The sequence below is a fragment of the Kitasatospora sp. NPDC001119 genome, from assembly GCF_053598475.1.
Genome location: NZ_JBSFKI010000001.1, coordinates 47,400 through 66,957, shown reverse-complemented (window position 1 = coordinate 66,957; position 19,558 = coordinate 47,400). Strand labels below are relative to the sequence as shown.

Here is a 19,558-nt window from a genome sequence, read left to right as displayed (position 1 = left end):
CGTGTGGGTAGTTCCATGTTGAACAAACGAGGATCTTCTTCAGGGACCGCCCGCGGGCGGTCCACCGACCGCGAGGGGGAGGGCCGATGACCGGGCGAGCCGATGCCGCGCGCCCGGCCGCCGTGGTGGTCGGCGGCGGCCTCGCCGGGATCACCGCCGCGCTGCGCCTCGCCGAGGCGGGCCACCGGGTCACCCTCGCGGAGGGGCGGCCCCGGCTCGGCGGCCTGGCCTTCTCCTTCCAGCGCGGCGAGCTCACCGTCGACAACGGCCAGCACGTCTACCTGCGCTGCTGCACCGCCTACCGCGGCCTGCTGGAGCGCCTCGGCGCCTCCCGGCTGGTCCACCTCCAGGACCGCCTCGACATCCCGGTGCTCTCCGTCACCGGGCCGCCGGAGGCCCCGGTGCGCACCCTGGGCCGACTGCGCCGGGCCGGCCTGCCCGTCCCGCTGCACCTGGCCGGCAGCCTGGCCCGCTACCCGCACCTGTCCCCGGCCGACCGCGCCCGGGTGGTCCGCGGCGCGCTCGCCCTGCGGGGCCTGGACCTCGCGGACCCGGCCCTGGACGAGGTCTCCTTCGGCGACTGGCTGCGCCGCAACGGGCAGAACGCCGCCACCCAGGCCGCCCTGTGGGACCTGGTCGGCGTCGCCACCCTGAACGCCCGGGCCGACCAGGTCTCGCTGGCGCTCGCCGGGATGGTGTTCAAGACCGGCCTGCTCTCCGACCCGGGCGCCTCGGACATCGGCACCGCCGCCGTCCCGCTCGGCGTGATCCACCACGACCGGGCGCTCACCGAACTGGAGCGGGCCGGCGTCCGGGTGCTGCTGCGGTCCCGGGTGGCCGAGCTGAAGCCGGCCGCGCCGCAGCACGCCGTCCGGCTGGAGGGCGGGGAACTGCTCACCGCCGACACCGTGGTGCTGGCCGGCGCCCAGGACAGCGCGGCCGCGCTGCTGCCGCCGAACGCGGTCCCCGGGCAGGAGCGGCTGGCCGGCTTCGGCACCGCGCCGATCCTCAACGTGCACGTGGTCTACGACCGCAAGGTGCTGCGCCGGCCGTTCTTCGCCGCGCTCGGCTCCCCGGTCCAGTGGGTCTTCGACCGCACCGCGCACTCCGGCCTGGCCGCCACCCCGACGGGCCGGGCCCACCCGGGCGCCCAGTACCTGGCGCTGTCGCAGTCCGCCGCGCAGGACGAGATCGACCTGCCGGTGGCCGAGCTGCGCGGCCGCTACCTGCCCGAGCTGGGCCGGCTGCTGCCGGCCGCGGCCCAGGCCGAGGTGCTGGACTTCTTCGTCACCCGGGAGCGCACCGCGACCTTCGACCCGGCGCCGGGCAACGGGGCACTGCGCCCCTCGGCCCGCACCGAGGTCCCCGGCCTGCTGCTGGCCGGCTCGTGGACGGCCACCGGCTGGCCCGCGACCATGGAGGGCGCCGTGCGCAGCGGCCACGCCGCGGCCGACGCCGCGCTCGCCGCGGTCGGCACCCGGACGCCGGTGGACCGCGGCGACGGGAGGTGGCCCAGGTGACGGCGGGCCCCGCCGCCGGAGAGCCCGCCAGAGCCGACGGGCGTACCGTCGAGCGCACCGGCGCATCCACCGGGAGCGGCCCGGCCGGCCGTACCGGCACCACCGGCGCTGCTGGAACCACCGGCACCGGCACTCGATTCGACACCAGCCGCACCGACAGCGCCCGGCCGCCCCGTGCGGCCCGGCACCACGAGGAAGAGGGAACGCACGTGGAGTCACGCACCGGCTACGCCGTCGGAGGCACGGCGCACGCCGAACCGGTCTCGGTGCCGGAGCTGCTCGCCCGCAGCCGTACGCTCTGCACCCCGCCGCTACGGGCCGCCGTCGCCCGACTGGCCGCACCCATGGACACCGTCGCCGCCTACCACTTCGGCTGGATCGACCGGGACGGCACCCCGGTGACGGGGGACGGCGGCAAGGCCGTGCGCCCGGCGCTGGCGCTGCTGTCCGCCCGGGCCACCGGCGCGGCGGCCGAGGTCGGCGTGCCCGGTGGGGTCGCGGTTGAACTGGTGCACAACTTCTCCCTCCTCCATGATGATCTGATGGACGGTGACGAGACCCGACGGCACCGGGCCACCGCCTGGACGGTCTTCGGGCCGGCCCAGGCGATCCTGGTCGGCGACGCCCTGGCGACGCTCGGCACCGAGGTGCTGCTCGACGCCGCCGTGACCGGCGGGGCGAGCGCCACCGACGCCGCGCGCGCCGTCCGGCTGCTCACCACGGCGACCCGCCGGCTGATCGACGGCCAGGCCATGGACGTCGCCTTCGAACAGCGCGACAGCGTCACGGTCGCCGAGTGCCTGGAGATGGAGGGCGGCAAGACGGCGGCACTGCTGGCCGCCGCCTCGGCGATCGGCGCCGTCCTGGCCGGCGCCGACGACAAGGTCTCCGACTCGCTCCAGCGCTACGGCCACCACCTGGGCCTCGCCTTCCAGGCGGTGGACGACCTGCTCGGCATCTGGGGCGCCACCGAGGTCACCGGCAAGCCGCACTGGGGGGACCTGCGCCAGCGCAAGAAGTCCCTTCCGGTCGCCGCCGCCCTGGCCGAGGGCGGAGCGGCCTCGCGCCGGCTCGCCGAAGAGCTGGCCGACCCGAAGGGACGCGGGGAGGAGAGCGAGCCCGAGCTCGCCGCCCGCGCCGCGCTGATCGAGGACGCCGGCGGCCGCGCCTGGACCCGGGAGGAGGCCCGCCGCCAGCACACGACTGCCCTCGCCGCCCTGGACGAGGTGCCCATGACCGACGAGGTGCGGGAGCACTTCGTCGCACTCGCCGAATTCGTGGTGGTACGAGAGAGGTGACGTTACGTTGACAGCAACCGCGGACGGCCGGCTCGACCCTGAGTACGATTCCGAGCCGGTCGCGGTGGGCGACCGCCCCCCGGCCCTGCTGGGCACGGGGCGGTGGCAGCCCGAGGACACCGACCAGCCGCGGCCGGCCGGTGAGACGGACCACGGACCGGCCGACGCGCGGGAGGCCCTGGCCCGCGCCACCACCCACCTGCTCTCCCTGCAGTCGTCCGAGGGCTGGTGGAAGGGCGACCTGGAGACCAACGTCACCATGGACGCCGAGGACTTACTGCTCCGCCAGTTCCTGGGAATCCGCACCGAGGAGCAGACCCGCGCCACCGCCGAATGGATCCGCTCCCAGCAGCGCGAGGACGGCACCTGGTCCACCTTCCACGGCGGGCCGCCCGAGCTGTCCACCACCGTCGAGGCGTACGTCGCCCTCAAACTGGCCGGGGACGACCCGGAAGCCCCGCACATGCTGGCCGCCGCGCGCTACGTCCGCTCCGCCGGGGGCATCGCGGCCGCCCGGGTGTTCACCCGGATCTGGCTCGCCCTGTTCGGCTGGTGGCCCTGGGAACGGCTGCCCGAGATGCCGCCCGAGATCATCTTCCTGCCCAGGTGGCTGCCGCTGAACATCTACGCCTTCGGCTGCTGGGCCCGCCAGACCATCGTCCCGCTGACGGTCGTCTCCTCCCACCGCCCGGTCCGTCCGGCGCCCTTCCCGCTCACCGAGCTGCACACCGACCCGAACGACCCGTACCCCCACCGGCCGCTCGCCCCCGCCACCACCTGGGACGGCCTGTTCGAACGCCTCGACAAGGCGCTGCACGCCTACCACCGCCGGGCCTTCCGCCCGCTGCGCCGACTGGCCCTCTCGCAGGCCTGCCGCTGGATCGTCGAACGCCAGGAGGCCGACGGCTGCTGGGGCGGTATCCAGCCCCCCGCCGTCTACTCGCTGATCGCCCTGCACCTGGAGGGCTACGAGCTGGAGCACCCGGTGATGAAGGCCGGACTCTCCTCCTTCGACCGCTTCACCGTGCACACCGAGGACGGCAAGCGCTGGCTGGAGGCCTGCCAGTCCCCGGTCTGGGACACCTGCCTGGCCACCATCGCCCTGGTCGACGCCGGGGTGCCGGCCGACCACCCGGCGCTGGTCTCCGCCGTCGACTGGATGCTCGGCGAGGAGATCCGCAAGCCCGGCGACTGGACCGTGAAGCGGCCCGGGCTCGCCCCCGGCGGCTGGGCCTTCGAGTTCGAGAACGACACCTACCCCGACATCGACGACACCGCCGAGGTGGTGCTCGCGCTGCGCCGGGTCGCCCACCCCGACCCGGCCAAGGTCGACGGCGCGGTGGACCGGGGCGTGCTGTGGAACCTCGGCATGCAGTCCAAGAACGGCGCCTGGGGCGCCTTCGACGTGGACAACACCAGCACGCTGCCCAACAAGCTGCCGTTCTGCGACTTCGGCGAGGTGGTCGACCCGCCGTCCGCCGACGTCACCGCGCACGTGGTGGAGATGCTCGCCGAGACCGGCCGCTCCCGCGACCCCCGGACCAGGCGCGGCATCGAGTGGCTGCTGCGCAACCAGGAGGCGGACGGCTCCTGGTTCGGCCGCTGGGGCACCAACTACATCTACGGCACCGGCTCGGTACTGCCCGCCCTGGTGGCGGCCGGCGTCCCCGACGAGCACCCGGCGATCCGCCGGGCGGTGCGCTGGCTGGAGGACCGGCAGAACGCCGACGGCGGTTGGGGCGAGGACATGCGCTCCTACGACGACCCGGCGCGCTGGGCCGGGCGCGGCGACTCCACCGCCTCGCAGACCGCGTGGGCGCTGATGGCGCTGCTCGCGGCCGGCGAGGGGCCCAAGGACCGGGCCAACCCGGCGGTGGAGCGCGGCGCGGAGTGGCTGGTGCGCACCCAGCTGCCCGAGGGCACCTGGGACGAGCCGCAGTTCACCGGCACCGGCTTCCCGTGGGACTTCTCCATCAACTACCACCTGTACCGGCTGGTCTTCCCGGTCACCGCGCTCGGCCGCTACCTCAACGGCGCCCCGGGCACGATCCGGGCCGACGGAACCCCGGCGATCGGGACGGCGCGGTGACCACCGCGCCCCTGCTGGTGCTCTGCGCCCTGGGCCCCGAGGTCTGGGCCCTGCGCGGCGGCGACTGGCGCGGTGCGACCGGAGGGTCCCCGGTGCTGGTGCGCACCGGGGTCGGCCGGCGCCGCGCCGGGCTGGCCGTCCGGCGCCTGCTCGGCTCCGCGCCCAGCGGCTACGGCGCCGTGGTGGTGGCCGGCTTCGGCGCCGCGCTCGGCCCGGGCGTCCTGCCCGGCGACGTGGTCGCCGCCGACGGCGTGCGCGATGCCGAGGGCCACCTGTACCCGCTCGACTCCGGCGCGGAGCTCACCCGGGCGCTGAAGGAGCGCGGCCTGACCGTGCACACCGGCGTGCACCACACCGCCGACCACGTGGTGCGCGGCATCGAACGGCGGGCGCTGCACCTCCAGGGCGCGCTCGCCGTCGACATGGAGGCCGCCGCCGTCCTGGCCGCGCTGCGCGAGGTCCGGCCCGTGCTGCCGGCGGCCGTCCTGCGGGTGGTGGTGGACACGCCCGAGCACGAGCTGCTGCGGCCCGGCACCCTCCCGGCCGGGGTGCGCGCCTGGCGGACCCTGCGGGCGACGGTACCCGCCCTCGTCGACTGGTACCAGCAGGAGCGCGCGCCCGGCTCCGTAGACCTGAACCACCCCACATCCTCGACGCTCCCCCAGGAGGCGAGCTAGCCATGGCCATGCCGTTGCGCCAGACCGTGCGGGTCGGCACCTACCTCATGCAGCAGAAGCTGCTCAAGCGCCGGGACAAGTTCCCGCTGATCGTGGAGCTGGAACCGCTCTTCGCCTGCAACCTCGCCTGCGAGGGCTGCGGCAAGATCCAGCACCCGGCGGGCGTCCTGAAGCAGCGGATGCCCGTCGCCCAGGCGGTCGGCGCGGTCCTGGAGTCGGGTGCCCCGATGGTCTCGATCGCCGGCGGCGAGCCGCTGATGCACCCGCAGATCGACGAGATCGTCCGGCAGCTCGTCGAGCGCCGCAAGTACGTGTTCCTCTGCACCAACGCGCTGCTGATGCGCAAGAAGATGGACAAGTTCACGCCCTCGCCGTACTTCACCTTCGCGGTGCACATCGACGGCATGCGCGAGCGGCACGACGAGTCGGTGGCCAAGGAGGGCACCTTCGACGAGGCCGTGGCCGCGATCAAGGAGGCCAAGCGGCGCGGCTTCCGGGTCACCACCAACAGCACCTTCTTCAACACCGACACCCCGCAGACCGTCATCGAGGTGCTGGACTACCTCAACGACGAGCTCAAGGTGGACGAGATGATGATCTCGCCCGCCTACGCCTACGAGAAGGCCCCCGACCAGGAGCACTTCCTCGGCGTCGAGCAGACCAGGGCGCTCTTCCGCGCGGCCTTCGCCGACGGCAACCGCAAGCGCTGGCGCCTCAACCACAGCCCGCTCTTCCTGGACTTCCTGGAGGGCAAGGCCGACTTCGAGTGCACCCCCTGGGGCATCCCCAACTACTCGCTGTTCGGCTGGCAGCGGCCCTGCTACCTGATGGCCGACGGCTACGTGCCGACCTACCGCGAGCTGGTCGAGAAGACCGACTGGAGCAAGTACGGCCGCGGCAAGGACCCGCGCTGCGAGAACTGCATGGCCCACTGCGGCTACGAGCCGACCGCCGTCCTCGCGACGATGGGCTCGCTGCAGCAGTCGCTGCGCGCCATCACCGAGACCGTCAACGGCAACAAGGGCCGCTGAGCGGGGAGCCGACCTCCGGGTCGGCACCCCGGCCCCGGGCCCCGCGCCCGGGGCCGGCTCCGCCCCCGCAGCCAGGCCGGCCCGCGCCCGGGCCGGGTGGAGGCACCACCGCACCGCTCCGAGTCGTGAGGTGAACCCATGTCACTGCTCTCCCGCGTCACGTCCCCGGCCGAGCTGCGCAAGCTCCCGGCCGTCGAACTGCCCCTGCTCGCCGACGAGATCCGCGACTTCCTGATCGAGGCCGTCACCCGCACCGGCGGCCACCTCGGGCCCAACCTCGGCGTGGTGGAGCTGACCATCGCGCTGCACCGGGTCTTCGACTCGCCGTACGACCGGATCGTCTTCGACACCGGCCACCAGAGCTACGTCCACAAACTGCTCACCGGCCGCCAGGACTTCAGCCGGCTGCGGATGCGCGGCGGACTCTCCGGGTACCCCGCGCGGGGCGAGTCCGAGCACGACCTGGTCGAGAACTCGCACGCCTCCACCGCGCTCTCCTACGCCGACGGCCTGGCCAAGGCGGCCCGGCTGCTCGGCCAGCACGACCGGCACACCGTCGCGGTGATCGGCGACGGCGCCCTCACCGGCGGCCTCGCCTGGGAGGCGCTCAACAACATCGCCGAGGCGCGCGACCGGCCGCTGGTCATCGTCGTCAACGACAACGAGCGTTCCTACGCCAGGACCATCGGCGGCCTCGCCAACCACCTGGCCACCCTGCGCACCACCCAGGGCTACGAGCGGTTCCTCGCCCTGGGCAAGGAGGCCCTGCAGCGCACCCCGCTGGTCGGCCAGCCGATCTTCGACGCGCTGCACGGCGCCAAGAAGGGGTTCAAGGACGCCTTCGCCCCGCAGGGCATGTTCGAGGACCTCGGCCTCAAGTACCTCGGGCCGATCGACGGCCACGACCTGGGCGCGGTCGAACAGGCGCTGCGCCAGGCCCGCAACTTCGGCGGACCGGTCATCGTGCACTGCCTGACCGTCAAGGGCCGCGGCTACCGGCCGGCCGAGCAGGACGAGGCCGACCGCTTCCACGCCGTCAACCCGATCGACCCGTACACCTGCCTGCCGATCTCGCCCAGCGGCGGCGTCTCCTGGACCTCGGTGTTCGGGGACGAGCTGCTCACCCTCGGAGCCGAGCGGCCGGACCTCGTGGCGATCACCGCGGCCATGCTCCAGCCGGTGGGCCTGGCCCCGTTCGCCAAGGCCTACCCGGAGCGGACCTTCGACGTCGGGATCGCCGAGCAGCACGCCGTCACCAGCGCGGCGGGGCTGGCCACCGGCGGACTGCACCCGGTGGTCGCGGTCTACGCGACCTTCCTCAACCGGGCCTTCGACCAGGTGCTGATGGACGTCGCCCTGCACCGGCTGGGCGTCACCTTCGTGCTCGACCGCTCCGGGGTGACCGGGCCGGACGGCGCCTCGCACAACGGCATGTGGGACATGTCGATCCTCCAGGTCGTCCCCGGCCTGCGGCTCGCCGCGCCGCGCGACGCGGAACAGCTGCGCGCCCAGCTGCGCGAGGCCGTCGAGGTCGGCGACGCCCCGACCGTGGTGCGCTTCCCGAAGGGGAACGTCGGGCCCGCGGTGCCGGCCGTCGAGCGGACCGGCGGGGTGGACGTGCTGCTGCGCACCGGGCGGGCGCCGGAGATCCTGCTGGTCGCCGTCGGCACCACCGCCTCCGCCTGCCTGGACGCGGCCCGGCTGCTGCTCGCCGAGGGCTTCACCGCGACCGTGGTCGACCCGCGCTGGGTCAAGCCGGTCGACCCGGTGCTGCCCGAACTCGCCGCAGCCCACCGGCTGGTGGTCACCGTCGAGGACAACGGCCGTACCGGAGGCGTCGGTTCGGCCGTCGCCCAGGCGCTGCGCGACGCCGACGTGGACGTGCCGGTGCGGGTGCTCGGCCTGCCCCAGGAGTTCCTCGGCCACGCCTCGCGCGGGGAGATCCTGGAGGAGGCGGGGCTGACCGGGACCGGGGTCGCCGCCCAGACCGCCGTCTTCGCCAAGAACCTGCTACCGACCCGAGGAGCGAACCCGCGCCATGCCGGCTGAACCAGACCGCCCCGCCTTCGACCTCGCCGCGCTGATCGCCGAACGCGGCGGCGAGCGCTACGAGTTGCACGGCCGCTACCTCAACCCGCAGCTGCCGCGGATGCTGCGCACCATCGGCTTCGACAGGTACTACGAGCGCGCCCGGGGCCAGTACTTCTACGACGCCGAGGGCAACGAGTACCTCGACATGCTGGCCGGCTTCGGCATCTTCGCGCTCGGCCGCCACCACCCGGTGGTGCGCTCGGCGGTCCAGCAGGTGATGGACCTCGACCTGCCGGACCTGGTCCGCTTCGACTGCTCACCGCTGCCCGGGCTGCTGGCCGAGCGGCTGCTGTCGTACGCGCCCGGACTGGACCGGGTGTTCTTCGGCAACAGCGGCACCGAAGCGGTGGAGACGGCGCTCAAGTTCGCCCGGTACGCCACCGGACGGAAGCGGATCCTGTACGCCGACCACGCCTTCCACGGGCTGACCACCGGCTCGCTCTCCGTCAACGGGGAGAGCGGCTTCCGCAAGGGCTTCGACCCGCTGCTGCCGGACACCGCCGTCCCGCTCGGCGATCTCGGCGCGCTGGCCAAGGAGTTGAAGCGCGGCGACGTCGCGGGGCTGATCGTCGAGCCGATCCAGGGCAAGGGCGTCCAGGCGCCGCCGCCCGGCTGGCTGCGGGCCGCCCAGGCGCTGCTCCACGAGCACCGGGCGCTGCTGATCTGCGACGAGGTGCAGACCGGCATCGGCCGCACCGGCGAGTTCTTCGCCTACCAGCACGAGGAAGGCGTGCTGCCGGACCTGGTCTGCGCCGCCAAGGCGCTGTCCGGCGGGTACGTGCCGGTCGGGGCGACGCTCGGCAAGGGCTGGATCTTCGAGAAGGTGTACTCCTCGATGGACCGGGTGCTGGTGCACTCGGCCAGCTTCGGGTCCAACGCCCAGGCCATGGCGGCCGGGCTGGCGACCCTGGAGGTGATGGGCGACGAGCAGGTGGTGGAGAACGCCCGCAAGGTGGGCGACTACTTCCGTGGACGGCTGACCGCGCTGGTCGACCAGTACGAGCTGCTCGCCGAGGTGCGCGGGCGCGGGCTGATGATCGGGATCGAGTTCGGCCGGCCCAAGTCGCTGAAGCTGCGCGCCGGTTGGACCGCGCTCCAGGCGGCGCGCAAGGGGCTGTTCGCGCAGATGGTGGTCGTGCCGCTGCTGCAGCGGCACCGCATCCTGACCCAGGTGTCGGGGGACCACCTGGAAGTGATCAAGCTGATCCCCCCGCTGATCATCACCGAGCGTGACGTGGACCGGTTCGTGGACGCCTTCACCGAGATCATGGACGAGGCCCACCGGGGGAGCGGGCTGATGTGGGACTTCGGGCGGACGCTGGTGAAGCAGGCGGTCGGCGGGCGCTGAGGCTGCCGGGGCCGCTGGGGTCGGGATCGTGGGTGCACGGTGTGGGAAGTCGACGGCACGGAGTGGGAAGTCGGCCGGGTCGACTTCCCACTCCGTGGGAGACACCGCGTCAGAGCTCGGTCCGGCGGCGCCGGATGACAACCACGAGATCGACGGCGGCGAACAGGGTGAGCAGGCCGCAGGCCACGGCGAAGCCGGTGAGGGTGCCCCGGCTGGGCGCGCCGTAGGCGGGCGAGAAGGCCGCCCAGACGGCGAACCCCGCCGTGGCCAGCGCGAACAACGGGGTGAAGGTGAGCGAGAGCAGGTAGCGGAGCTTGAGGTCGCTGCGGGCGGTGGCCGGCTCGGTGCCGCTGCGCCACCGGCGCGGGGTGGTGGTGCGCATGCCGTTCACCTCCGGACCGCGTGGGTCGGGCTACGATTCCAGCGTACGTCCGAGGAGGCGAGCCGGGGGAGGCGCGATGTCGGGTTCGGACGCGGTGGGGGCGGAGTCCGGTGCGGCGGGTTCGGGTTCGGGTTCGGGCTCCGGTTCGGGGGCGGCGGGCCAGGACGGCGAGGGGTACGCGGGGCTGCGGGTCGAGCGGGCCCGGGAGTTGGCCCGGCGGCACGGCTGGGCGTCGGTCCGGGTGCTGGAGCCGGGGGACCTGATGACCATGGAGTACCGGCAGGGGCGGCTCAACCTCGCGGTGCGCAACGGTGTGGTCGAGCGCAGTTGGGAGGGGTAGGACCGCGGTGACCCGTCGGCTCTGGTTCGGGCGGGCCCGGGTTCAGCAGAGCAGGTGCCGGCGGCCGAAGCGCCGGTGGAGCCGCTGTTCGGCGGCGGCGACCAGGGGTTCCAGCAGCGGCAGCGAGAGCAGGACGAGCAGTCCGGCGGCCCAGCCGGCCAGGACGTCGGTGACCCAGTGGGTGCCCAGGTAGACCGTGGTCAGACCGATCGAGCAGGCGGTGGCGGCGGCGATCACCGCGCCGGTCCGCCGCCAGCGGACGGCGAGGTAGGCGAGCACGCCCCAGGTGACCACCGCGTTGGCGGTGTGGCCGGAGGGGAAGATGGTGCCGCCGGAGAAGAGCTCGGGCGAGCCGACGTACTGGGCGTAGTGCGGGCCGAGCCGGCCGGTGACGATCTTGACCGCGCCGACGGTGACGTTGAGCAACAACAGCGCGATGCCCATGACCAGCAGCGGGCGCAGTCGGCCGAGGCGGTGGGCCCGCCAGCCGAGCCAGACGAAGGCGGCGATCGCCGACGGCCCGCGCTGCCCGGCGACCACCCAGGTGTCGAGCAGCGGCTCCAGCCGGGGCCACCGCTCGTAGGGGCGCAGCAGCCGGACCGACCAGTCGAGGTCGACCAGCGCGGTGTTGAGCAGGACACCGGCCAGCACCAGCAGGTAGCCGGCCAGGGTGACGGCGAGGAGGGCGGCCTGCCGTCGGCTCATCGGCGGCCAGCCGGGCTCGCCGGGGTCGGGGCCGAGCGGGGCGAGGTGGCGCGCGGGGGCGGTGGGACGGTCCAGGCGGCCGGTCTCGGCGGTGCGGCGCTCCGGTCCCTGGCGCGGAAGGGGAACGGGGGTACTTCTGGATTGCACGGGGTGACCTTACCCATCCGGACAGGGCTATTCCGGTGGTAATTGTCATTTTCCCGGGAAATCGACAATTGGGCCGACCAGGGGTGGTCCGAGGGGTGATTTCCGCTATTTCAGGATCGAAAGCCAGTGTGGTCGTCGAATGGTTCTGCAAAAGCCCCGGTAAAGCAAACGGAGTGGGAGGCCGGTGCGCCCGGCTTCCCACTCCGTGGTAACCCTGTGTAGGTTCCGTGCTCAGTCGAGGGGGCCGCCCGCGACGTAGATCACCTGGCCGGAGACGAAGCCGGCGCCCTCGCTCGCGAGGAACGCGATGGTGTGGGCGACGTCCTCGGGCTGACCGACCCGCTGGACCGGGATCTGAGAGGCTGCGGCCCGCTTGAAGTCTTCGAAGTCCATGCCGACCCGGGCCGCGGTGGCTGCTGTCATGTCCGTGGCGATGAAGCCCGGGGCGACCGCGTTGGCCGTGATGCCGAACTTGCCCAGCTCGATGGCCAAAGTCTTGGTGAAGCCCTGGAGACCGGCCTTGGCGGCCGAGTAGTTGGCCTGGCCGCGGTTGCCCTGGGCCGAGGACGAGGACAGGTTGACGATGCGGCCGAAACCGGCGTCGACCATGTGCTTCTGCACCGCGCGGGTCATCAGGAAGGCGCCGCGGAGGTGAACGTTGATGACCGTGTCCCAGTCGGACTCGGACATCTTGAAGAGCAGGTTGTCGCGGAGCACACCCGCGTTGTTCACCAGGACGACGGGGGCGCCGAGCTCGGCGGCCACCCGGTCGACGGCGGCCTGGACCTGCTCGGCGTCCGAGACGTCGGCGCCGACGGCGAGCGCCCTGCCGCCGGCGGCGGTGATCCGGTCGACGGTCTCCTTGCCGGCCGCTTCGTCCAGGTCCAGGACGGCGACCGCGTAGCCGTCGGCGGCCAGTCGGACGGCGGTGGCGGCGCCCAGGCCGCGGGCGGCGCCGGTCACGACGGCGACCCGGGGGGCGGTGCTCTGCTCGGTCATGCTCGCTCTCGTCTCTCTCGGGAGTGCCTCCCGGGGAGAGCCCCCGGAGAGGGTGGCCACACCCTACCGGCGGGTAGGGGGAGCGGCCAGGGTGGAGAGACGCAGGTGACGGTGGGTAAGGACCGACCGGTCGGCTTTCTGCTGAGAACGGGTTACTGCAAGCTGTTCGCAGCGAGTAAATATGCCAATGTTGCCGAACCTGCGTCTACTATCCGCCCCTGCCTGCCAGCAAGGGCCCGCCGTTTGTATAGTGTCCGCCAGCAGCCACCGGCTGCACGGCTGGAGCGCCCTCCCTCATAGCTGGACGCCCACTCGCCGTTACTGCCCCACCCGGGTGTCCCACACACACCGGGTGTGACATCGGGACGGATACATGGTGCTGGGGGAGATCCCGACAACCCGCGTGTCTACGCGACTGCAGCAGTCGCCAGGACACCTGATTCGCGTGGCACAGCAGGTCCACACCCGCTTGTGGTCCGAACACGTCGGAGCCGATCTCACGGCTCCGCAGTTCGCCGTGCTGCTGGTCCTGGCCCTGGAACCGGGTGCGGACCAGCGGACGGTCGGCGAGCGGGCCTCGCTCGACAAGGCCACGATGGCCGAGATGGTCGCGCGGCTGGTCCGTCGTGGCCTGGTGCTGCGCAGGCGCGACCCGGCCGACGGCCGGCGCAAGCTGCTGGCCCTCTCGCAGGGCGGCGCCCAGGCGGTGCGCGAGGCCACCGGTGGTGTGGTCCGCGTTCAGCGCGTCCTGTTCGAACCGCTCACGGCGGAGGAACAGGTCGAGATCGTCCGGGTGATGGCCAAGATAGCCAGGCTGGAGCCCGCGGCGGTCGCCGTCATCACCGACGCGCGGCCGATACTGGACGCCCAGCGGGCGATCGGCTACCTGATCAGGGTGAGCCAGCAGGTGCACACCAAGCTCTGGTCGGAGCACGTGGGCGCCGAGCTGACGGCTCCGCAGTACGCGGTGCTGGACGCGTTGGAGCTGGAACCGGGCGCCGACCAGCGCACGGTCGGCGAGCTGGCCTCGCTGGACAAGGCCACGATGGCCGAGATGGTCAGCCGGCTGGTGCGCCGCGGTCTGGTGCAGCGTCGGCGCGACCCCTCGGACGGACGGCGCAACCTGCTCTCGCTCTCACCGGCGGGACAGGACCTGCTGCACCGCTCGGCCGCTGGGGTGGCCGAGGTCCAGCGGCTGCTGCTGGCACCGCTGGAGGAGGGTGAGCACGAGGCCGCGCTCGCGCTCATCGCCAAGGCGGGCAGGCTGTAGGTCAAAAGTTCGCCACCGTAGCCAAAACGATTCGCCAAAACGCTGAGGGTCCATGGCGATGGGCTTTGGCGCATCGGGGCACACCGAAGGCCGCCCGCTCCTGTAGAGGTGCGGGCGGTCTTCGTGCGACCGGTGGTCAGCCGGTCGGGTGCTCAGACGGTTCGGGGGCCCGGAGGCCGGGACCCCGGGCGCGTCAGTTCCAGTCGAACTCCTGCGGGTCCGGGCCGATCCGCTTGCCGGTGGCCACGGCGGCGATCGCCGCGAGGTCCTCGGCGTCCAGCTCGAAGCCGGCGACGTCCAGGTTCTCCCGGATCCGGGACGGGGTGACCGACTTCGGGATGGCGATCACACCGCTCTGGAGGTGCCAGCGCAGCACCACCTGGGCGACCGTGCGGCCGTGCTTCTCGGCGATCTTCACCAGTGCGGGCTCGGCGAGCAGCTCCTTGCCCTGGCCCAGCGGGCTCCACGCCTCGGTGGCGATGCCGTGCTCGGCGTGGAACGCGCGCAGCTCCGTCTGCGGGAAGTACGGGTGCAGCTCGACCTGGTTCAGAGCCGGGGCGACGGAGGCCTCGTCCAGCAGGCGGGTCAGCTGCTCGGTGCCGAAGTTGGAGACGCCGATCGACTTGACCTTGCCGTCCGCCTTCAGCTGCTCGAAGGCCTTCCAGATGTTCAGGTAGCTGTCGCCGTGCATCGGGCGCGGCCAGTGGATCAGGTACAGGTCGAGCTGGTCGAGGCCGAGCTTGGCCAGCGAGGCGTCGAACTCGCGCAGCACCGCGTCGCGGCCCTGCTCGCCGGACCAGTCGCGGGTGCCCGAGTTCCACAGCTTGGTGGTGACGTAGAGGTCCTCGCGGGCCACGCCGCCCGCCAGCGCCTCGGTGATCGCCGCGCCGGTGCCGGCCTCGTTCTCGTAGATGGCCGCGGTGTCGATGGAGCGGTAGCCCGCCTCGATCGCGGCGCGGACGGCGGGGGTGGCCTCGGCGTCCGGGACCTGCCACACGCCGAAGCCGAGCTGCGGGATCTGCGCGCCGTCGTTGAGGGTGACGGTGGGGATGCTGCTCACGGGAAGAGGTGCCCTCCTGATTGTCCTGCTGTTCCAGTGGGGGCAACTGGTGTCCCGGTGTGATTGTTCCCGCCGAACGGGCGAATCTTGGGTGAAGCTTTGCGGGGGTTTGGCCTGGGCGGCGGCCGGCCGGTGACGGGGCGGAACCGCCCTGGTGGGGGACGTGCGGGGGGCTCGCGGGAAGCCTGCCGGGAACCCGCGGGGGCGCACAGGGGGAGTGCGGGCCCGGCGCGTGGCGGGCGGGGCGTGGCGCGCGCGGTCGGCGGAGGAAAAACCTGTTGCGCGGATCACATCGAGGTTGGCAGGCTCGCGGCCATGACCTCCTGACTTCCGGGCCCTTCGTGCCCATTCCATGTCCGTCCGGTGTCCGCTCCGGACGCAGCGTCGATGTCGCGCCGGGCGCCGTGCCGCAGCGCCGCGCATCCTCCGCCCGCCGGCCCGGGCCGCCTGCCGTTCGGCCGCCGTGCGCACGGTGCTGAGGCGTTCCGTGCGCCCTGGTCCCCCTGCTTCCCGGCCCCTTGCTTCCTGGCTCCCCCGCACCCCTGTGCGCCCGTGCCCCGCACCCGCGCACCGCTCGTATCGGAGTGTCATGCTGCTCACCCCCCTGCCGTTGGCCGATCCCGGCCGTCCCGACCTCTCCTCACCCCTGGCCTTCCTGCGCTGGCTGCAGCGCAGCCAGCGGCGCGGGCAGCTGCTCGCCACCCTCTGGGCGCTGATCGAGATGGGGGGCCAGGCCGCCCTGCCGATACCGCTCGGGCTCGGCGTGCAGGCCGCCGTGGACGGCGACGCCGGCGGGATCTGGCGGGCCGCCGGGCTCCTGCTGCTGCTGGGCGCGGGCGCTTCGGTCGGCACCGTGCTGTTGCACCGCCAGGCGGTCTGGAACTGGATCCACGCGGCCACCCACGTACGGCAGTTGGTGGCCCGGCAGGCCTCGCACCTCGGGGCCGGGCTGTCCCGCCGGATCGCCACCGGCGAGGTCGTCGCGGTCGGCAGCGGGGACGTCGAGCGGATCGGCTGGTACGTCGAGCTGGTCGCCCGGGTCCGGTCCGCGGTGATCGTCTGGCTGGCCGTCAGCGTGGTGGTCCTGACGGTCGATCCGGTGCTCGGGGCCGGGGTGCTGCTCGGCGTCCCGGTGCTGGCGGCCTCCGTCTGGCCGCTGATCGGGCCGTTCGAGCGGCGCTACGAGCAGCAGCGCGCCCTCGGCGGCAAGGCCACCGAGCTGGCGGCCGACACCGTCGCGGGGCTGCGGGTGCTGCGCGGCATCGGCGGCGAGGAGCTGTTCCTGGAGCGGTACCGGGCCGCGTCCCAGAAGGTCCGGGCGGCGGCCGTCCGGTCGTCCCGGATCTGGTCGCTGATGCAGGCCCAACAGGTGCTGCTGCCCGGCCTGTTCGTGGTCGGCGTCACCTGGTACGGCGCCCGGCTGGTGGCCTCCGGCGAGCTCGCCGTCGGCACCCTGATCGCGGTGTACGGCGCGACGGCCTTCCTGGCCGCTCCGCTGCGCATCCTCGGTGAGGCGGCGCACGCCTGGAGCGTGGCCCGGGTCTCCGCCGGCAGGGCCGTCCGGGTGCTCTCGCTGGACCGGACCACCGGTACGGCCGAGGCCGCGCTGGCCAGGCCGGACAAGGCCGACCTGCACGACCCGGCGAGCGGGCTGACGGCGCGGGCCGGCGAGCTGACCGCGGTGGTCTGCGGGGACCCGGACTACGCCGGGGCGCTGGCCGAGCGGCTCGGCGGCCACGTCCCGTTGGCCGAGGGCGAACGGGCACAGGCCTCGGCGCGGCTCGGCGGCACGGAGCTGGACGCGGTGCCGTTGGCCGAGGCCAGGGCGGCGGTGCTGGTCCACGACAAGGAGCCGGTGCTGCTCTCCGGCACGCTGGCCGAGCTGTTCGACATCCCGTCCTCGGGGCGGGTCCCGGCGGCCGAGGCCCTCGCGGCGGCCCGGTCCGACGACGTGCTGGAGGCCCTGGTGGAGGGCTCGCCGGAGTGCGGGGGAGACCCGATGCGCGCCCGGATCACCGAGCGCGGACGCTCGCTCTCCGGCGGGCAGCGCCAGCGGCTCGCGCTGGCCCGCGCCCTGCTGGCGGACCCTCCGGTGCTGGTGCTGGACGAGCCCACCAGCGCGGTGGACGCGCACACCGAGTCGCGGATCGCCTCCGGGCTGCGGGACACCCGAGCCGGCCGCACCACCGTGGTGTTCGCGACCAGCCCGCTGCTGCTCGACCAGGCGGACCGGGTGGTGCTGCTGCAGGAGGGCCGGGTCGTCGCGGCCGGGCGGCACCGTGAGCTGATGCGGACCGAGCCGGCCTACCGGGCCGTGGTCACCCGCGACGAGGAAGCGGCCCGCCCGGTGGGTGGGGCCGTATGAGGACCATCGTCAACTTCCCTGCCACGCACGCGAGGAGTACGTCATGAAGCCCCCCGTCCAGGAGGAGCAGGGGCCGGCCACCACCCTGCCGGTCGGCTCCCCGGCCGCTGTGCGCGGGTACCTGCTGCTGCTCGCGCGGCGGCACCGCCGCGGGTTCTCCGCGGTGGTGACACTGCACTCGACGGCCACGCTGGCCGGGCTGGTCGGGCCCTGGGTGCTCGGCCGCCTGGTCGAGTCGCTGGCCACCGGGACGGCCGGGTCCACCATCACGGTGGCGGTCGCCTGGTACCTGCTGGCCCTGGTGGCGCAGGCGGCGTTCACCGGCTGGTCGCGGATGCGCGGCGCGGTGCTCGGCGAGAAGGTGCTGGCCGACCTGCGCGAGGACTTCCTGGTCCGCTCGGTGGCCCTGCCGACCGGGGTGCTGGAGCGGGCCGGCACCGGGGACCTGGTCTCCCGGGGCACCACCGACATCGACCGGCTGGACAAGTCGGTGCGCGAGGCGGTGCCCGAACTCGCCGTCGCCGTGGTGTCGTTGCTCCTGGTGCTCGGTGCGCTGCTGGTCACCTCGCCGCTGCTCGCACTGACCTCGCTGGTCGGCCTGCCGCTGCTGCTGGTCAGCTCCCGCTGGTACTTCCGGCGCGCGCCGCAGTCCTACCGCAGCGAGTCGGCCGGGTACGCGGCGGTGAGCAACGTGCTGGCCGAGACGGTCGACGCCGGGCGGACGGTCGAGGCCCTGCGGCTGGGCGACCAAAGGGTCCGGCTGACCGACCGCAAGCTGCGCGAGTGGCTGGCCTGGGAGCGGTACACCCTGTGGCTGCGCTCGGTCTGGTTCCCGACCATCGACGCGGTCTACACCTCGGCGGTGCTCGCCACCCTGGTGCTCGGCGGGCTGTTCACCCTCCGGGGCTGGATCACCGTGGGCCAGTTGACCACCGGCGTGCTCTACGCGCAGATGCTGACCGGCCCGGTGGACCTGATCCTGCGCTGGTACGACGAGCTCCAGATCGGCCAGGCCTCGCTGGCCCGGCTGGTCGGCGTGCGCGAGGTGCCGGAGCACGAGGGGGACGAGTCCGCCCGGCCGGACGGCCGTCGGGTCGAGGCGAAGGACGTCCGGTTCGGCTACCGGGAGGGCGCCGACGTCCTGCACGGCATCAGCCTGGACGTCGCCCCGGGCAGCCGGGTCGCGCTGGTCGGGCCGTCGGGCGCGGGCAAGTCCACGCTCGGCCGGCTGCTGGCGGGGATCTACGCCCCCGGCCGCGGCAGCGTGACCCTCGGCGGTGCGGCGCTGGCGCGGATGCCGGCCGAGCGGGTGCGCGCGCAGGTCGCCCTGGTGAACCAGGAGCACCACGTCTTCGTCGGCACCCTGCGGGACAACCTGCGGCTGGCCGCGCCCGACGCGGACGACACCGAGCTGCGGGCCGCGCTGGACGCGGTGGAGGCCGGGGCCTGGGTGGACGCCCTGTCGGAGGGCCTGGACACCGAGGTCGGCTCCGGCGGCACCTCGCTGACCCCGCCGCAGGCCCAGCAGCTGGCGCTGGCCCGGCTGGTGCTGGCCGATCCGCACACCCTGGTGCTGGACGAGGCCACCTCCCTGCTGGACCCGCGGGCCGCCCGGCACCTGGAGCGCTCGCTCTCCAGGGTGCTGGAGGGCCGGACGGTCATCGCCATCGCCCACCGGCTGCATACCGCGCACGACGCGGACGTGATCGCGGTGGTCGAGGGCGGGCGGATCAGCGAGTACGGCAGCCACCCGGACCTGGTCGCGGCGGGCGGTCCGTACGCGGCGCTCTGGCGCTCCTGGCGGGACGAGCGGTAGCGCGACGGCCCGGGGCGGGACGAGCGGGGAACGGGCCGTCCCGCCAGGAGGGGGCTTCAAACCCGTACGGGGCCGGATTGCCCCGTACGGGTTACTCCCTGGCCCGGAGGGGCGCGTAACCGGGCAAATCGGCCGCCCGGCCCGCAGACTGCTCCGGTGACCAAGATTTCAGACGGCTCGTCCCGCTCCCCGCGCGGTGAGATCGGCGGGATTCCCACGCGCTACATCGGGATCGGCGCCATCGTCGTCCTCGCCGTGTGGTTCCTGTTCGCCAACCTCGACAAGGTCAAGATCCAGTTCTGGGTCTTCACCGTCACCGCGCCGCTCTGGATCGCGCTGCTGGCCACGCTGATCGCGGGCGTCGCGCTGGGCTGGCTGCTGAAGGGACGGCGCAGCAGGTGACCACAGCCCCCGGGCCGG

Annotated in this window: 16 protein-coding genes; 12 read left to right on the top strand and 4 right to left on the bottom strand. The window is 73.5% G+C overall.

Going from position 1 to position 19,558, the window contains the following annotated elements; translation table 11 throughout:
• The first annotated feature begins 86 nt into the window (after nt 1-86).
• From hpnE to ACWDD9_RS00260, 7 genes are all read left to right on the top strand, one after another.
• Nucleotides 87-1,520, top strand: a complete 1,434-nt coding sequence (gene hpnE, locus ACWDD9_RS00290) for a hydroxysqualene dehydroxylase HpnE (RefSeq protein WP_449810378.1) — start codon at nt 87-89, stop codon at nt 1,518-1,520.
• 209 nt (nt 1,521-1,729) lie between these two features.
• Nucleotides 1,730-2,818, top strand: coding sequence for a polyprenyl synthetase family protein (locus tag ACWDD9_RS00285; RefSeq protein WP_063780402.1), 1,089 nt, complete (start codon nt 1,730-1,732; stop codon nt 2,816-2,818).
• Nucleotides 2,819-2,882: 64 nt separating this feature from the next.
• Nucleotides 2,883-4,907, top strand: coding sequence for a squalene--hopene cyclase (gene shc / locus ACWDD9_RS00280; protein ID WP_049659813.1), 2,025 nt, complete (start codon nt 2,883-2,885; stop codon nt 4,905-4,907).
• A complete protein-coding gene (locus ACWDD9_RS00275) occupies nt 4,904-5,584 on the top strand; it encodes a 5'-methylthioadenosine/S-adenosylhomocysteine nucleosidase family protein (protein ID WP_449810377.1) in 681 nt (226 codons plus the stop codon). Before shc ends, ACWDD9_RS00275 begins: the two co-directional genes overlap by 4 nt.
• Nucleotides 5,585-5,586: 2 nt before the next feature.
• A complete protein-coding gene (hpnH, locus tag ACWDD9_RS00270; protein WP_049649487.1) occupies nt 5,587-6,615 on the top strand; it encodes an adenosyl-hopene transferase HpnH in 1,029 nt (342 codons plus the stop codon).
• A gap of 138 nt (nt 6,616-6,753) precedes the next feature.
• On the top strand, nt 6,754-8,664 hold the full coding sequence (gene dxs, locus ACWDD9_RS00265; protein WP_049649488.1) for a 1-deoxy-D-xylulose-5-phosphate synthase: 1,911 nt from the start codon (nt 6,754-6,756) through the stop codon (nt 8,662-8,664).
• A complete protein-coding gene (locus tag ACWDD9_RS00260) occupies nt 8,654-10,054 on the top strand; it encodes an aspartate aminotransferase family protein (protein WP_449810376.1) in 1,401 nt (466 codons plus the stop codon). Before dxs ends, ACWDD9_RS00260 begins: the two co-directional genes overlap by 11 nt.
• Before the next feature lie 109 nt (nt 10,055-10,163).
• On the opposite strand, the gene ACWDD9_RS00255 is transcribed toward ACWDD9_RS00260, so the two are convergent.
• Nucleotides 10,164-10,436 carry a DUF6343 family protein gene (locus ACWDD9_RS00255; RefSeq protein ID WP_416873001.1) on the bottom strand — a complete coding sequence of 91 codons (273 nt, stop codon included), beginning with the start codon at nt 10,434-10,436 and terminating at the stop codon, nt 10,164-10,166.
• Nucleotides 10,437-10,512: 76 nt separating this feature from the next.
• On the opposite strand from ACWDD9_RS00255, the gene ACWDD9_RS00250 reads away from it, so the two are divergent.
• Nucleotides 10,513-10,776: an I78 family peptidase inhibitor gene (locus ACWDD9_RS00250; protein ID WP_449810375.1), complete on the top strand. Its 264-nt coding sequence runs from the start codon at nt 10,513-10,515 to the stop codon at nt 10,774-10,776.
• Between the two features lie 42 nt (nt 10,777-10,818).
• Here ACWDD9_RS00250 and ACWDD9_RS00245 read toward each other — a convergent pair whose 3' ends face one another.
• Both ACWDD9_RS00245 and fabG read right to left on the bottom strand, forming a co-directional pair.
• Nucleotides 10,819-11,628: a phosphatase PAP2 family protein gene (locus ACWDD9_RS00245; RefSeq protein WP_241853035.1), complete on the bottom strand. Its 810-nt coding sequence runs from the start codon at nt 11,626-11,628 to the stop codon at nt 10,819-10,821.
• Nucleotides 11,629-11,859: 231 nt separating this feature from the next.
• Nucleotides 11,860-12,627, bottom strand: coding sequence for a 3-oxoacyl-ACP reductase FabG (fabG, locus tag ACWDD9_RS00240; protein WP_049649491.1), 768 nt, complete (start codon nt 12,625-12,627; stop codon nt 11,860-11,862).
• A 445-nt stretch (nt 12,628-13,072) separates the two neighbouring features.
• On the opposite strand from fabG, the gene ACWDD9_RS00235 reads away from it, so the two are divergent.
• Nucleotides 13,073-13,897, top strand: coding sequence for a MarR family winged helix-turn-helix transcriptional regulator (locus tag ACWDD9_RS00235; RefSeq protein ID WP_053111942.1), 825 nt, complete (start codon nt 13,073-13,075; stop codon nt 13,895-13,897).
• Between the two features lie 193 nt (nt 13,898-14,090).
• On the opposite strand, the gene ACWDD9_RS00230 is transcribed toward ACWDD9_RS00235, so the two are convergent.
• Entirely contained in the window at nt 14,091-14,957 is an 867-nt protein-coding gene (locus tag ACWDD9_RS00230; protein ID WP_074004369.1) for an aldo/keto reductase, read from the bottom strand.
• Between the two features lie 589 nt (nt 14,958-15,546).
• On the opposite strand from ACWDD9_RS00230, the gene ACWDD9_RS00225 reads away from it, so the two are divergent.
• The 3 genes from ACWDD9_RS00225 to ACWDD9_RS00215 all read left to right on the top strand — a co-directional run bounded on the left by ACWDD9_RS00225 (nt 15,547) and on the right by ACWDD9_RS00215 (nt 19,540).
• Nucleotides 15,547-17,322 carry an ABC transporter transmembrane domain-containing protein gene (locus ACWDD9_RS00225; RefSeq protein ID WP_380777723.1) on the top strand — a complete coding sequence of 592 codons (1,776 nt, stop codon included), beginning with the start codon at nt 15,547-15,549 and terminating at the stop codon, nt 17,320-17,322.
• A 43-nt stretch (nt 17,323-17,365) separates the two neighbouring features.
• A complete protein-coding gene (locus tag ACWDD9_RS00220; RefSeq protein WP_375876297.1) occupies nt 17,366-19,138 on the top strand; it encodes an ABC transporter ATP-binding protein in 1,773 nt (590 codons plus the stop codon).
• Between the two features lie 156 nt (nt 19,139-19,294).
• The gene (locus ACWDD9_RS00215; RefSeq protein WP_049649495.1) at nt 19,295-19,540 is read left to right on the top strand and encodes a lipopolysaccharide assembly protein LapA domain-containing protein; all 246 of its coding nucleotides are present in this window, start codon (nt 19,295-19,297) and stop codon (nt 19,538-19,540) included.
• The last annotated feature ends 18 nt before the right edge of the window (nt 19,541-19,558 follow it).

Bases quoted from the DNA above. Each gene is read 5' to 3' on its own strand.
- ACWDD9_RS00255 (WP_416873001.1), bottom strand. From the start codon at position 10,436: ATGCGCACCACCACCCCGCGCCGGTGGCGCAGCGGCACCGAGCCGGCC.
- dxs (WP_049649488.1), top strand. From the start codon at position 6,754: ATGTCACTGCTCTCCCGCGTCACGTCCCCGGCCGAGCTGCGCAAGCTC.
- fabG (WP_049649491.1), bottom strand. From the start codon at position 12,627: ATGACCGAGCAGAGCACCGCCCCCCGGGTCGCCGTCGTGACCGGCGCC.
- hpnE (WP_449810378.1), top strand. From the start codon at position 87: ATGACCGGGCGAGCCGATGCCGCGCGCCCGGCCGCCGTGGTGGTCGGC.
- hpnH (WP_049649487.1), top strand. From the start codon at position 5,587: ATGGCCATGCCGTTGCGCCAGACCGTGCGGGTCGGCACCTACCTCATG.
- ACWDD9_RS00225 (WP_380777723.1), top strand. From the start codon at position 15,547: ATGCTGCTCACCCCCCTGCCGTTGGCCGATCCCGGCCGTCCCGACCTC.
- ACWDD9_RS00220 (WP_375876297.1), top strand. From the start codon at position 17,366: ATGAAGCCCCCCGTCCAGGAGGAGCAGGGGCCGGCCACCACCCTGCCG.
- ACWDD9_RS00250 (WP_449810375.1), top strand. From the start codon at position 10,513: ATGTCGGGTTCGGACGCGGTGGGGGCGGAGTCCGGTGCGGCGGGTTCG.
- ACWDD9_RS00260 (WP_449810376.1), top strand. From the start codon at position 8,654: ATGCCGGCTGAACCAGACCGCCCCGCCTTCGACCTCGCCGCGCTGATC.